Source organism: Tolypothrix sp. PCC 7601, assembly GCF_025677855.1.
GTDB classification, from domain to species: domain Bacteria; phylum Cyanobacteriota; class Cyanobacteriia; order Cyanobacteriales; family Nostocaceae; genus Aulosira; species Aulosira diplosiphon.
The window spans coordinates 2,743,754-2,757,760 of the sequence record NZ_CP064879.1; the positions used below are offsets into that span (position 1 = coordinate 2,743,754).

Annotated in this window: 10 protein-coding genes; 6 read left to right on the forward strand and 4 right to left on the reverse strand. The window is 41.3% G+C overall.

The annotated features are described in order from the left end of the window. Positions 1–23: 23 nt before the first annotated feature. On the forward strand, positions 24–782 hold the full coding sequence (locus tag HG267_RS11460; RefSeq protein WP_015137174.1) for a Crp/Fnr family transcriptional regulator: 759 nt from the start codon (positions 24–26) through the stop codon (positions 780–782). A gap of 28 nt (positions 783–810) precedes the next feature. Here the strand turns inward: HG267_RS11460 and HG267_RS11465 are convergent, their stop codons facing one another. From HG267_RS11465 to HG267_RS11480, 4 genes are all read right to left on the reverse strand, one after another. After that, positions 811–1,857 carry a PstS family phosphate ABC transporter substrate-binding protein gene (locus HG267_RS11465; RefSeq protein WP_045869088.1) on the reverse strand — a complete coding sequence of 349 codons (1,047 nt, stop codon included), beginning with the start codon at positions 1,855–1,857 and terminating at the stop codon, positions 811–813. Between the two features lie 348 nt (positions 1,858–2,205). Beyond that, on the reverse strand, positions 2,206–3,246 hold the full coding sequence (locus HG267_RS11470; protein ID WP_045869089.1) for a PstS family phosphate ABC transporter substrate-binding protein: 1,041 nt from the start codon (positions 3,244–3,246) through the stop codon (positions 2,206–2,208). Between the two features lie 206 nt (positions 3,247–3,452). After that, on the reverse strand, positions 3,453–4,850 hold the full coding sequence (locus HG267_RS11475; protein WP_045869090.1) for a serine/threonine-protein kinase: 1,398 nt from the start codon (positions 4,848–4,850) through the stop codon (positions 3,453–3,455). A 223-nt stretch (positions 4,851–5,073) separates the two neighbouring features. Then, positions 5,074–6,087 carry a LysR family transcriptional regulator gene (locus HG267_RS11480; protein ID WP_045869091.1) on the reverse strand — a complete coding sequence of 338 codons (1,014 nt, stop codon included), beginning with the start codon at positions 6,085–6,087 and terminating at the stop codon, positions 5,074–5,076. A 217-nt stretch (positions 6,088–6,304) separates the two neighbouring features. Here HG267_RS11480 and HG267_RS11485 point away from each other — a divergent pair, with 217 nt between their 5' ends. The 5 genes from HG267_RS11485 (at position 6,305) to HG267_RS11505 (ending at position 13,417) form a co-directional block, all read left to right on the forward strand. Next, the gene (locus tag HG267_RS11485) at positions 6,305–7,021 is read left to right on the forward strand and encodes an NnrU family protein (protein ID WP_194007827.1); all 717 of its coding nucleotides are present in this window, start codon (positions 6,305–6,307) and stop codon (positions 7,019–7,021) included. Positions 7,022–7,427: 406 nt separating this feature from the next. Beyond that, positions 7,428–7,808 (forward strand): thioredoxin family protein, encoded by a 381-nt coding sequence (locus HG267_RS11490; RefSeq protein WP_045869092.1) that lies wholly within the window; start codon positions 7,428–7,430, stop codon positions 7,806–7,808. Positions 7,809–8,366: 558 nt separating this feature from the next. Beyond that, positions 8,367–10,466: an NAD(P)H-quinone oxidoreductase subunit 5 gene (locus tag HG267_RS11495; RefSeq protein ID WP_045869093.1), complete on the forward strand. Its 2,100-nt coding sequence runs from the start codon at positions 8,367–8,369 to the stop codon at positions 10,464–10,466. 267 nt (positions 10,467–10,733) lie between these two features. Continuing rightward, positions 10,734–12,308: a photosynthetic/respiratory NAD(P)H-quinone oxidoreductase subunit D1 gene (gene ndhD1, locus HG267_RS11500; RefSeq protein ID WP_045869094.1), complete on the forward strand. Its 1,575-nt coding sequence runs from the start codon at positions 10,734–10,736 to the stop codon at positions 12,306–12,308. Positions 12,309–12,499: 191 nt separating this feature from the next. Beyond that, positions 12,500–13,417, forward strand: a complete 918-nt coding sequence (locus tag HG267_RS11505) for a DNA adenine methylase (protein WP_228045511.1) — start codon at positions 12,500–12,502, stop codon at positions 13,415–13,417. The last annotated feature ends 590 nt before the right edge of the window (positions 13,418–14,007 follow it).

Here is a 14,007-nt window from a genome sequence, read left to right on the forward strand (position 1 = left end):
AAAGACACTCCTTGCACCTTTTTATGTCGTCTTTGTCTTCAGCCGAACGCTCTTTGTTACCTATGCAATCTCCATCCTCTTTTTCCGAGGCTTCACGTCCGTTTTTGACTTGGCAACGAATTCTTGATTGGGCTCAAGAACACTACCGCTGCCGCACCTTCAGCAAAGATGAGCGCATTCCAGCTCGCCCTGGATTGCTATATTTGGTGCAAAGGGGTGCAATCCGCATGGTAGGAACCGCCCAAGTCAGTGCTACTGCTAGTCAGTTAACATCTCGACGCATTAACAGAACCCCAGAAGAAGCTTTCTTGGGTTTTGTTGGAGCCGGACAACCGTTTGAAATTGTTGCTCAATCTCCATTCACACTCCAGGCTTACGCTCATGTAGACCAAACAGCGGTGCTGTGGATGTACTGGCACGACCTAGATAACTGGCCCCACTTCCGTCGCGAAGTTATGGATGCCTTCCGCTATCAGCACCAACGTAAGTTGCTCTGGCTGAGTGCGTTGGGACAACGCCGCACAATTGACCGACTCTTAGGATTCCTCACCTTGTTAATTGAGGAATACGGCGAGCCGGCAATGAGCGAAACTGACCCCGATGTCATTCGTGGCTATTGTTTACCTTTCCCCTTGACCCATGCCCAAATTGGTAGTGCCATCGGTTCAACTCGTGTTACCGTTACCCGGTTGATGGGCAAATTACGTCAGCGTGGCTTAATCCTGACCCAAGGGGATAATTTGATTTGCTTACCAGCAGAGTCGATTAACAGAGCTAGCTAAAGCTCAGATCTGCTATCAATAGCAGGTGTCAGCGAATTCTGACAAACCCCGTTTGGGTAATCAATTCCTGCCCCTGCTCAGTTAGAAGTAAGTTGGCATAAGCAACACCTGCTTGCTGCTCGGTTTGACCAGTCTGTTTGACCACCACAAACAGATTGCGTGTAATCGGGTATTTTCCGGATTGGAAAGCCTCAATGTTCAATTTGTTTCGTTTACCAGGACATTCAGTCGGGAGGACAAATGGTTCTTGGTAAGGAGGAACGTATGCCCCTTGCGTCCGCCCCAACGGCAAGGGTCTAATTGAGCATTGAGTAACCACCTCTGGGGCAGAAGCGTAATAGATACCGCCAGGACTAACAGCCAATTTTTGTAAGGCTTGGGTGGTTGTGGAGATAAATTCCACCTGCGATCCGAAAGATTGACCACCCAAGATGTCTTGGACAAAAAGCTCTACTGTCCCGCCATCATTGATGCGGCGAGAGTAAGGCTTAATGGGAAGATTTGGCCCCCCAACCTGGCTCCAATTGTTAATCTTACCTGTGTAAATAGATTTCAATTGGTCTAAAGTCAGACCTGGTATATTGAGGTTGGCATTAACTGCTACAGCTAATCCATCAATAGCTACGGGAATTTGATTGAGGCTAAAACCACGTTGCTGGGCACGGCTTAACTCTTGATCTAGAAGTGGTCTAGAGGATTGAGCAAAAGCTAGTTGACCATCTATAAGTGACTGTATACCAGTACCAGAACCAGGAGCTGCATTGCTAGGCTCTACATAACGCAAGCGAAACTCAGGTTTGGTAGCTGTAATTGCTGAGTCAACCGTCAGCCGAATCGGTGCCCAAGATGTACTGCCTCCATAGTTAAATAATCCTGTAGGGACATCTTGAACAGTAGCAAAAGTTTTGCCACTAGGTTTTTCTGTTGTCGCTTGGGGCTGATTTGTATTTTTAGAAATACTTTGATTAAGCTTAAAATTATTATTTCTGGTAAACCACCAAAAACCCCCAGCTACTAACCCAACGGTAATTAATAGAGATAAAACCAGAATAGGTGTTTCATTTTTTTGAGACATAGCACATTAGCCTGTATGTCGATTAAATACAAGTGTGATACCAATTCAAAATACCTTTCTCCTAACGGAGACGCGACGGAAAGCCCCTCCATGTCTACAAAATCAACGAACCGCTTACTTTGCCTTAGTTTGGAATTTGGAATTTTGAATTCCGCGCAGAGGTACTAGTTCCTTGTGCTTGCCAGATTTTATGGCACGAAAGTGATAACCACTACAGTGTTAACTAGAGAAATCACATAAATATAATTTAATATTTCGGGCTTAAAAGCTCGAACAAAGCTGAGAGTTAATATAATACCCAAAATTGATTAGCTGTTTGAGAGTGTAATTTCAATAACAAATATTTTATTAGCGAATTCTGACAAATCCGGCTTTAGCAATTAATTCTTGACCTTGAGGTGTCAGCAGCCAATTAGCATAAGCTTCTCCAGCTTGTTGATCGCTTTGTCCATTTTGTTTCACAATTACAAATAACCGCCTAGTAATCGGGTATTCAGCTTTTTGAAAGCCAGTTGCATTTATCTGGTTACGCTTTTGCGGACAATTTTCTAGAGGAATAAAAGGTTCTTTGTAAGGTGGAATGAGTTGATCTGATGTCCGTCCCAGGGGTAAAGGTTGAACGCTACATTGTCCAACTACTTCCGGAGCAGAAGCATAATAAATTGCGCCAGGATTCTTGGCGACTTCTTTTAAAGCTTGAGTTGTAGTGGCGATAAACTTGACATTGGTAGCAAATTTTTCACCTGCCATAATATTTTGATCGAAAAATTCGATAGTGCCTCCCTCTTCTAAACGGCGAGAGTAAGCTGTAATAGGTAAATTAGGGCCATTCACCTGTCGCCAGTTAGTCAGTTTGCCCGTATATATATCCTTAAGCTGTGCCAGAGTTAAACCAGGAATTTTGAGGCTCGGATGAACTGCGATCGCAATCCCATCAATTGCTACTGGAATTTCTTTGAGTTTAAACCCTCTTTGTTGAGCCTTCTGATATTCCTCGTCTTTTAAAGAGCGAGATGATTGAGAAAAAGCCAGTTGGTTATCCAACAGCATTTTAATCCCCGTACCAGATCCAGGCGCACCAGTTGTAGGATCTGTGTAACGTAATTGAAACTTGGGCCATAGCTTTTGCATTTCTGGTTCTACTTCTTTGCGAATGGGGGCCCAAGTAGTACTTCCTCCATAACTAAATAATCCTGAAGGAAGAGGATTTTTTGTTTGAGCAATGTCATTCTGCGGCTGAAAAACTTGGCGGGATGGATTATTAGTAAAACTCTCAATTACACCAGAGTTATTAGCCAACCACCAAAATACAACACCCACTAACCCTAGTGTGATGGTCAAAGCTAAAACCAAAACACCAGTTTCATTTGTTCCATTCCGTGGCGACATAGTTGTAGTTTTGATTTGTGCATATACAGGCAATGTCCCATTTTGAAGGTATTTAGAGGTTAACAGAAGGTTAAGCTTTGATTGTTATTCGCTGCAGTAAATATTAAAAAATCAATAATTTGCAGCTTATTAAGCTGCTTTAATAAAGTGTAATAAATTGTAAAATAGCTAACCTCTGAAATGAATTTCATCAGACTGCTAATGGTTTACAGAATTAAGGAAAGTAATTTGTAAATCAACCGAAATAAAGCTGTTAAGGCAATACTGACTAAGGCAGCAGCAACTGCTAATACAACTACTTGCTGAATGCCAAGTTCACTGCGTAATAAAGGCAGAAAAAAGATAATCGCAAAAGTAATTCCGGGAATAATTAATAAATCTAATTTTTCAATCCACCTTCTAGTTTGGGCGAAAATTAGTATCCCCAAAATCAAAGCAGAAATACTGAGAGTAGTAATTAAGTTATTTAACAAACTAAAAACAGCGATCGCAATTAATGCACCTTCAAATCCGCTAAAAGCTGCACCTGCTAATAATTCCCAAGTCGAAAAAGTAGCTACTGGTGGTAGCGATGGTGAAACAGCAGCAGGAGAACTTTTGAGCGGTGGTAATGTCCGCGATTTGGGTGAAATTTGTGTTGGTGGCGTTAACTTTGATGTGTTAATTCCAGCCAGTGCATCTAAAACTTCTTGCGCTGACTGAAAGCGTTGATTAGCAGCAGGTAGTAACATCTTATCTAAAATCTCCGCTAGACGTGGTTGTACATTGACTAGCGTGCGCCATATCCACTGATTACTATAGCCATCAAATAACTTAGTTGCTTCCTGACCAGTCAGCAAAGTCAGAACAGTTACAGCTAAAGCATATAAATCTGTAGAGGGGAAAACCTGATTTCCAGCCATCTGCTCAGGTGGTGCAAATCCCATAGAATAAATTCCTGTGGAAGCAGCAGCTGGAGAATTAGTTACTTGCTTTACTGCACCAAAATCTAATAAAAAAAGTTTGCCGTCACGACGGCGCATAATGTTAGAGGGTTTAATATCTCTGTGGATAATGCCTCGTTCATGAACAAACTTCAGTACCTTGAGGATTTCTTGCAGTACCTCGAAAATTTCTTGTTCAGAGAATCTACCTTTTTTAACTAATTCTTCTTCAAGATTCTCTCCATTAATATATTCTTGTACTAAATAAAAAAACTGGTCTTGCTGTCCTGATTGCAAGCCTTGAACTGTAATTGGAAAAAAAGCAAATAAATCGGGTATTTGGTCGTGTTCGTTGCCTATATGGGCTAAAACTTCTGCTTCTCTTTCAAATAACTGTTGTGCTAAATGCAGTTGAGTCGATGTTAAATTCCCTGTAGGTTGAAACTGCTTAACTACACATTGACGCATTCCAGGAATCCGGCGGTCGAGTGCCAAAAATGCTGCTCCGAAACCGCCTCTGCCTAACAACTTGATGGGCACATAGCGGCCATCTAGCATCAATGGCATTCCACAAGCAGTGCAGTATTTTTGTTGTGCTGTTTTGAGCGTCGTATGATCATCCAAATCCGCAAAATAGTTTTGAGGACGTGGACAGCGTGGACGAGTGCAGTAAACTTCCATTTTAGTTATTTGTCAATAGTCCATAGTCAGTAGTCCATAGTACAGCGTGCGTAAATCAAGTTATTTCCAACACAGTGGTAGAGCCTAGAATCAAAGTTTTGTGAGTGTCAGTTTTTCCACATCAAGTGAGCTAACGCACTGGCTCTTTGGATTTCTTAGGCAGCGGTAATAGTCGTTTTAACTAATGACTAATGACTAATGACTAATAACTAATGACCAGAGGTTAGTCTTCGTCAGTGGAGTTTGGTATTACTGCATCCAATGTATTGACCATTAAATTTTTTTGTGTCAATTTTAACACATTGTGGTTCCATCCAGGGGTAGCAAACTGGGGCAAGATTTCTTGACTAAATGCCTCTGCTGCCTTAGAGCGATAGCGATTGGGATTAAAAATCAGCCAAAGTGTGCGCTTGACAACCACCCCTTCAATCGGGGCACAGTGCAATACACCCATTTGTAACTCTTTGGCAATGGCGGAGGTAGAAACAAAAGCAGCCCCTAAACCCGATTGCACGGCATTCTTAATGGCTTCTATGGAATTTAATTCCATTTCGATTTTAAACCGCCTAGTATCAATCTCACAGCGTGCTAGCACTTGGTCAATAACTTTGCGGATAGTGGATTGGGAATCTAGAGCAATGAATTGGAGTTTATAAAGGTCATCTTTTTGAATAGTTTCCAGTTTGGTTAAGGGATGAAACACAGGTAATATCAGCACCAGTTCATCTTCGGCGTAAGGGAGAATTTCCAGAGACTCGGCTAATTCTCCAGGAATTTCACCGCCAATAATCGCTAAATCCACCTGTCCGTTAGCGACACTCCAAGCCGTGCGCCGCGTTGAATGGACGTGTAATTGTACCGCCACATCAGGATATTTTTGTCTAAACATCCCAATCATCTTCGGTAGCAGATAGGTACCAGTGGTTTGAGAAGCACCGACAATCAAAGTACCGCCCTGGAGATTTTGCAAATCTTCAATAGCGCGACAGGTTTCTTGACACAGGCTCAGGATTTTTTCCCCGTAACTGAGAAGTAAATGTCCAGCTTCTGTTAATTGAGCACGTCGTCCTCCACGGTCAAATAAAGGTACATCTAGCTGCCGTTCTAAGTTTTGTACTTGTAAACTGACAGCAGGTTGAGAGACATAAAGACTATCAGCGGCGCGCTTGAAGCTCCCTTCTAGGGCGATCGCTTTGAGAATACGTAACTGATCTAAAGTGAAAGGAAGGTCAGACATAAGGCTAAACCTACAAACAAGAAAGGAGCGGCTTTAGCAAGAAATCAGCATTACACACTGATCAAAGTCAGTGTGATTAATTGCATCTTCAACTGGGAAGATTGACTCGAAACAGACAGTAGCACAACATCTTGACTAAAGTCCCCTTTTGAATACTTTGTGGTATTTGTTGTACTGATCTAAGTTTTCTTTAATTTACTTCACCTACGTATAAGTTATGATGCTGACTTCTTGGTTAACCCCCAGTCATTTTGTCATATTGGGGTTACAGTTAGTTTTTGCGATCGCGCACAGTGGTGGTGCTGCTTTACGGCCTGTGGCAGAAAAATACATTGGGCCAAGGCTTTATCGGATTTTATTTGCCTTAGTCAGCCTGCCTTTGGCTGTAATATTAATTATTTACTTTTTTAATCACCGTTATGATGGTTTGCAACTTTGGCAGGTGCAAGATGTACCTGGTGTACAAATTTTAGTTTGGGTGCTGTCGGCGATTTCTTTTATATTTTTATATCCTGCTACCTTCAATCTACTAGAAATTGCCGCCATCCAAAAGCCTGAGGTTCATCTTTACGAAACAGGAATTATTCGCATCTCCCGTCATCCCCAAATGGTAGGACAAATAATTTGGTGTGTTGCTCATACCCTCTGGTTAGGTACCACATTTACCCTAGTTACCTCAATTGGTTTGGTACTGCATCACTTATTTGGTGTTTGGCACGGGGATCGCCGCCTCACTCACCGCTATGGTGAAGCTTTTGAAATTGTCAAACAACGGACTTCAATTATTCCCTTTTTAGCAATTATTGACGGTCGCCAATCTCTGAAATTGCAAGAATTTCTCCGTCCTGCCTATTTAGGAGTAGCAATTTTTGTCGCATTGCTTTGGTGGTCGCACCCCCTGTTATTGGCAGCAACTAGTAAGTTAACATGGTAGCTTTAGATGATCCCCGATATCAGAAGATACTGCTCAAATAGATGAGAATATCAAATTATCCATTGCTACCAAATCAATGTACGATAAATTCAAATAGCTGCAAGTGGGGGTGTATGGAGTCGGTTTGAGATTTGGAATTGGTAGTTGCTAAAAAATAAATTGTGCTAGGAAAGGAATAGCATCTCTAGTCTAAATTGCCAGACAATAGTGGCTATCAAGACTTAAAAATCCAAAAAAGTAACCGTGAATGTCGCGCTGGCTTTGATCTCAGCGCCGCAATCAACGCGCTCAATTCTGTCTAACTATTTTGTATCCAAATAGAGCGTCTATCGGCAGTAACTTGCTTGCCAATGCCACTACTGCTGATAATTAGTTTGATTAAAAACCCTATAATTCTAGAGGCATCATGGTGTTGTCGGTTAGTGAGCGGACATTTACTCAAGAAGTTTTAGAATCTCCAATTCCGGTTTTAGTAAATTTTGAAGCACCCTGGTGTGGCTTGTGCCGCATTATCCACCCCTTGTTATTGCAATTTCAAGACGAATGCCAGGAGCAAATAAAATTAGTTGGTGTGAACGCTGACCAAAATTTTAAACTTTCTACCACTTATCGCTTAAAGTCACTGCCCACTTTATTGTTGATTGAAAATGGCACCATCCAGCATCGTCTTGAGGGTTTTCGTGGCAGAGACGATTTACGTCGAGCGCTAGCAGAAATTAAAGTGAGCTATAGCGATCGCTCTGTAAACTACAATAGCCCCACAACTGTAGACTTAGGTTGTCGCTAAGTCTAGTCGCTAATTTTTTAATGCAAAATTTTTCACTTCTGAGGTAAAAGCCTCAGGATTAATTCCGGGAATCAATCGAAAATCCCAAATACCAAATCCAAAGTTAATTGACTGTTGACTATTTAATGATTAATTTGATAGAGCAAATCTAAAACCAAGCTTAACACCCCACCGCAATCCCTACCGGTGGGGTATTTTATGCTAAAGGGTGTATGTCACAATTATTAACAGTTCGACCTGACAGTTACCTGAGGACGGAAATTTGACCGTAACGGAGATTGCTTGAAAGTTAAGATGTTTACCCTAACCTAGAGCAACCCATTCGGAAAACTACGAGAAACCCAGCACTCTCTGCAGTTGCCTGGGTTGGGAAAATGCAACTTGTTTGCTACTCTTTGGGAAGCCCCCTGGATCATGTCTACAAGTCCCTGCGGTTCAGACCCATCCTGGGGGAAGCCACAGCAGTGTCTCTCAACTTCTTTCTCTGTTCTAGTCCTCTGAAGACCGTCAGCAGCACTGTTTTAACTTAGTCAAGAATCCTAAAAGTACGCGTCAGTGATGGAAGTAATCTATCAATATGCCTGGCTGATTCCTGTATTGCCGCTTTTCGGGGCAATGCTGGTCGGTCTAGGATTAATTTCGTTAAATCAGGTGACAAACCGCCTGCGGCAGCTGAACGCTGTAGTGATTATCTCCTTAATGGGAGCAGCTATGGGGCTGTCGTTTGCCTTGCTGTGGAGTCAAATTCAAGGACATCCAACTTATGTCCGTACCCTAGAATGGGCAGCAGCAGGCAATTTTCACCTGAGTATGGGCTACACAATCGACCACCTAACAGCTGTGATGCTGGTGATTGTGACCACGGTAGCTTTTTTAGTCATGGTTTATACCGATGGCTACATGGCTCATGACCCAGGATATGTCAGGTTTTATTCCTATCTCAGTTTATTTGGCTCCTCAATGTTGGGACTGGTAGTCAGTTCCAACCTTGTACAGGTATATATATTCTGGGAACTGGTGGGGATGTGTTCTTACTTGTTGGTCGGCTTTTGGTACGATCGCAAGTCAGCAGCAGATGCAGCCCAAAAAGCATTTGTAACTAACCGTGTGGGAGACTTCGGTCTCTTACTTGGTATTTTGGGGCTATTTTGGGCCACAGGCAGCTTTGATTTTGGTGTCATGGGCGATCGTCTAGGCGAACTTGTACAATCAGGTTCTATCAGCAATTTTCTGGCTGTCCTGTTTGCGATTTTAGTTTTCCTCGGCCCGGTGGCAAAATCAGCGCAATTTCCTCTCCATGTCTGGCTACCGGATGCGATGGAAGGCCCCACCCCCATTTCCGCCTTAATCCATGCCGCCACAATGGTGGCGGCTGGGGTGTTCTTGGTTGCGCGCATGTACCCCGTTTTTGAACATGTGCCCGCAGCCATGAACGTCATTGCCTTTACAGGGGCATTTACGGCATTTTTAGGGGCGACAATCGCTATTACCCAAAATGACATCAAAAAGGGTTTAGCTTACTCCACCATCTCCCAGTTGGGTTATATGGTGATGGCGATGGGAGTAGGTTCCTACAGCGCCGGATTATTCCACCTTATGACCCACGCTTATTTCAAGGCGATGCTGTTCTTGGGTTCCGGTTCCGTGATTCACGGTATGGAAGGAGTCGTAGGTCATGACCCCGCATTAGCTCAAGATATGCGTTTAATGGGCGGATTGCGTAAGTATATGCCAGTGACCGGCATTACCTTCTTAATTGGTTGCTTGGCAATTTCTGGTGTTCCCCCCTTCGCTGGTTTCTGGTCAAAAGATGAAATTCTCGGCAAGGCTTTTGAAGCTAACCCATTTTTATGGCTTATTGGCTGGCTAACTGCTGGGATTACCGCTTTTTATATGTTTAGAATGTATTTCTCGACATTTGAAGGCAAATTCCGGGGTACTGACGAGAAAATCAAAGACAAGCTCAAAAAAGCTTCGACCATTATCTTGGAATTAGAATCAGGCGAACCAGCCCCGACTTTTGGGCCTGGGGCAATGAAAAAAGGTGAATTAGCTGCAACTGGTGGACATCATGGCGACCATGACCCCCACGGTCACCACAGTGATACTCCCCACGAGTCGCCTTGGACAATGACCCTACCTTTGGCAGTTTTAGCCGTACCTTCGATTTTGATTGGTTTGGTAGGCACACCATACGCCAACTACTTCGAGGAATTCATATTCCCACCCACCGAAACTTTAAGCGAAGTTTTGGAAAAAGCTGCCGAGTTTAATCCGACGGAATTTTACATTATGGCAGGGGCCTCTGTAGGTATTTCCTTGATTGGGATTACCTTGGCTTCCTTGATGTATTTGCGCGGTAAAATCGATCCAGCTGCGATCGCGGCGAAAATCAAACCACTGTATGAGCTTTCCCTTAACAAGTGGTACTTTGATGACATTTACCATCGCGTCTTCGTTATGGGCTTGCGTCGCGTAGCTAGACAAGTCATGGAAGTTGATTTCCGAGTTGTGGATGGTGCTGTTAACCTTACGGGCTTTTTCACCCTTGTCAGTGGTGAAGGGTTGAAATACTTGGAAAATGGACGCGCACAATTCTATGCCTTGATTATCTTTGGGGCAGTATTGGGTTTAGTGATTTTCTTTGGTATTACCTAAGTTCCATCCTGAGTGCTGATTTCTGAGTTTTAAGTTACAAAATAATTCAGATTCAGCACTCCTTCGACAATTCATTATCTGAGTTTCTAGTGAATAGCCAAATAGTATGTTTAATAGAGATGAAGGCGGGTGAATCGATTGACCTACCTTCATCTTTCTTCATTTTTGTTAAATCAACCTAACAAGGGAGACTAAATCTCAAAAAAGCTGCTACTTAATAGCTAGTGACTTTTTGCCAAACATGATTTTGATTGCAGGCGAACGGCGATGAATACAGCTAACTTCCCGTGGCTGACGACGATTATCTTGTTACCGATAGCCGCGTCGCTACTGATTCCCATCATCCCAGATAAGGACGGCAAAACCATACGCTGGTATGCCTTAATTGTGGGATTGATTGATTTTGCACTGATTGTTTACGCTTTTTATACAGGCTATGACTTCTCCAACCCCGATTTGCAGTTGGTGGAGAGTTACGCCTGGGTACCGCAATTGGATTTGAAATGGTCAGTCGGGGCTGATGGCTTATCTATGCCCCTGATTATTTTGACTGGATTCATTACCACCCTGGCGACCTTAGCAGCTTGGCCTGTGACACTTAAACCCAGGCTATTTTACTTTTTGCTATTGGCGATGTATGGCGGTCAAATCGCCGTGTTCGCCGTCCAGGATATGCTGTTGTTTTTCCTGGTGTGGGAACTGGAATTGATTCCGGTTTACCTACTGCTGGCGATTTGGGGTGGTAAAAAACGGCAATATGCAGCGACCAAATTTATTTTGTATACCGCCGGCGGTTCGCTGTTTATTTTACTGGGTGCTTTGACAATGGCCTTTTATGGCGATACAGTCACATTTGACATGCGATCGCTCGCTTTAAAAGACATCGCCCTCAATTTCCAACTTTTACTGTATGGCGGCTTCTTAATTGCCTACGCTGTTAAATTGCCTATTATCCCTCTGCACACCTGGCTACCAGATGCCCACGGTGAAGCGACAGCGCCAGTGCATATGTTGCTGGCAGGTATTCTGCTGAAAATGGGTGGTTACGCCTTAATTCGCATGAATGCTCAAATGCTGCCTGATGCCCATGCTTATTTTGCACCTGTGTTAGTGATTTTGGGGGTCGTAAATATCATCTACGCCGCCCTGACATCATTTGCCCAACGTAACCTGAAGCGAAAAATTGCCTACTCTTCAATTTCGCATATGGGATTTGTCACCATTGGTATTGCCTCTTTCACAGATTTAGGATTGAGTGGGGCAGTATTGCAAATGGTTTCTCATGGTTTAATCGGGGCAAGTTTATTCTTCCTCGTCGGTGCAACTTATGACCGCACACATACCCTCATGTTGGATGAAATGGGTGGTGTAGGTAAGAGAATGCGGAAGATTTTCGCCATGTTTACCACCTGTTCTATGGCTTCTTTAGCATTGCCAGGAATGAGCGGTTTCGTAGCAGAATTAATGATATTTGTTGGCTTTGCTACCAGCGATGCGTATAGCTCCACATTTAAAGTCATCGTGGTATTCTTGATGGCAGTTGGGGTGATTTTAACTCCAATTTATTTGCTCTCAATGTTACGCGAAATTTTCTACGGTCAAGAGAACGAAGAGTTAGTTTCTCACCAAGCATTGATTGATGCCGAACCTCGTGAAGTCTTTATCATTGCTTGTTTGTTAGTTCCAATAATTGGGATTGGTTTTTATCCGAAGCTGCTAACTCAAATTTATGACTCTACAACAGTGCAGCTAACAGAACGATTGCGCGATTCAGTACCAACATTAGCACAACAAAAAGAACTACCAAAGGTTTCTTTAGCTGCGCCACAAATTGGTAACTAAAATCAAGATTGATAGTTGATATGACTATTAATTTTAGAGCGGGTAATATACTCGCTCTTTTTTATTGAGCTTCTTGTGTCAGTTGCGGATTGTCATTAATTGTAGAAATATATACCCCTATTAACAATGTTTATAAAAAATTAGGTTGGTACAGAGATTGAAATTACAGTTTTTGTATACTATAGTCAGCTTTGGCACGAAAAGAGCTTGTGATTACAGTGAATAAAGGAATCAACTCACCATTTAGGTATGCAGGTGGAAAATTTTATGCACGTAAGTTAATACTCGATTTTATACCCAACCACAATAGTTATGTAGAACCTTTTGCAGGTGGGGGCTCAATCTTTTTTGCTAAAAATAAAGTTAGTGGTAATTGGCTCAATGATATAGATGATGAATTAATTAATTGTTATATGATAATTCGGGATAATCCCGAACTTTTAATTGAGCGTCTAAAAGATGAAAAAGCTACTAAAGAAAGACACACATATTATAAAAAAGAGTATAAAGCAACTAACAATATAGAAAGGGCTACTAGATGGTACTACCTAAATAGAACTTCATATTCAGGAATAATGAATATGGTGAATTGTTATTGGGGGTATGGAGAAAAGTATAGTATGAGACCTGAAAATTGGTCTCGTAATATACTTCGCACTTCTGAAAAACTTCAAGGTGTTAATATTACTTGCTCTGATTTTGAAAAAGTAATTTCAGAAGTAGATGATGGATCATTTATATTTATAGATCCACCATATTATAATGCCGATCAAGATAAGTTTTATACTCATTCTTTTAGCAAAGAAGACCACGTTAGACTCTGTAATTTACTAAAGAAAAATAGTAAAAGAATAAAGTTTTTACTTACTTATGATAATACAGAAGATATTAGAGAATTTTATAGTTGGGCAACAGGTATCCATGAAATGGAATGGAATTATACAATAAATAGAACTGATGACCAGAAAAAAACAACTAAAAAAACAGAAAAAGAAAAAGGTTCAAGATATAAAGGTAAAGAAATATTTATTATAAACTACAATATTAAAAGTATTGAAGATTACGAACAACTAAATATAGATTATAATTCAATACTACAAATTCTATAGTTTTGCAGTAGATACTTGAGGTAATAACTTGTGGCTCTTCATTACAAATTATGCTAAATCTCATTCACAATAATCATGAAACCATGACTAAGCAAAGAAAAATGGCATTATTGAATAACATTTTAGATATTGAATAGGACGTTGATATTTTAATCTAAATTTTGATATCTAACTAATAATTTGGCATAACAGGTAAGGAAGAACATAATTTGTGAGTAATTAGATAAGTTATTAAATCAAATATTTTCTAGGAAAGATATAACTAAATTAAGGCAACCTTCAATTTCATACCAAAGTTGACAAGGTTTATCAGTTTGAGGGTGAAATTGAATAATAGGATAATTAGGAATAAAATTACAATCAGTGTTATTTGTGCATTTTTTACGGGTGCAAACAATTCCGTTAGTACTATTAACGTTTTTTTCAGCACGTTCTACTATTCCTATATATATCCTATTGACACCTGCTACCTCAGGAAGTTTTTCCTGATTAACAATATTTTTATAAACTTAGATATTACTACTATCTAGCTTGATTTTAACTAAAACCTCAATTCTGCTGAGGATATCAGCAATAAGATGATGGAATAT

What these genes read in the sequence shown, in the direction of transcription:
- HG267_RS11475 (WP_045869090.1), bottom strand. Translation starts at nt 4,850, where the DNA reads ATGGAAGTTTACTGCACTCGTCCACGCTGTCCACGTCCTCAAAACTAT.
- HG267_RS11465 (WP_045869088.1), bottom strand. Translation starts at nt 1,857, where the DNA reads ATGTCTCAAAAAAATGAAACACCTATTCTGGTTTTATCTCTATTAATT.
- HG267_RS11495 (WP_045869093.1), top strand. Translation starts at nt 8,367, where the DNA reads ATGGAAGTAATCTATCAATATGCCTGGCTGATTCCTGTATTGCCGCTT.
- ndhD1 (WP_045869094.1), top strand. Translation starts at nt 10,734, where the DNA reads ATGAATACAGCTAACTTCCCGTGGCTGACGACGATTATCTTGTTACCG.
- HG267_RS11485 (WP_194007827.1), top strand. Translation starts at nt 6,305, where the DNA reads ATGATGCTGACTTCTTGGTTAACCCCCAGTCATTTTGTCATATTGGGG.
- HG267_RS11460 (WP_015137174.1), top strand. Translation starts at nt 24, where the DNA reads ATGTCGTCTTTGTCTTCAGCCGAACGCTCTTTGTTACCTATGCAATCT.
- HG267_RS11470 (WP_045869089.1), bottom strand. Translation starts at nt 3,246, where the DNA reads ATGTCGCCACGGAATGGAACAAATGAAACTGGTGTTTTGGTTTTAGCT.
- HG267_RS11490 (WP_045869092.1), top strand. Translation starts at nt 7,428, where the DNA reads ATGGTGTTGTCGGTTAGTGAGCGGACATTTACTCAAGAAGTTTTAGAA.
- HG267_RS11480 (WP_045869091.1), bottom strand. Translation starts at nt 6,087, where the DNA reads ATGTCTGACCTTCCTTTCACTTTAGATCAGTTACGTATTCTCAAAGCG.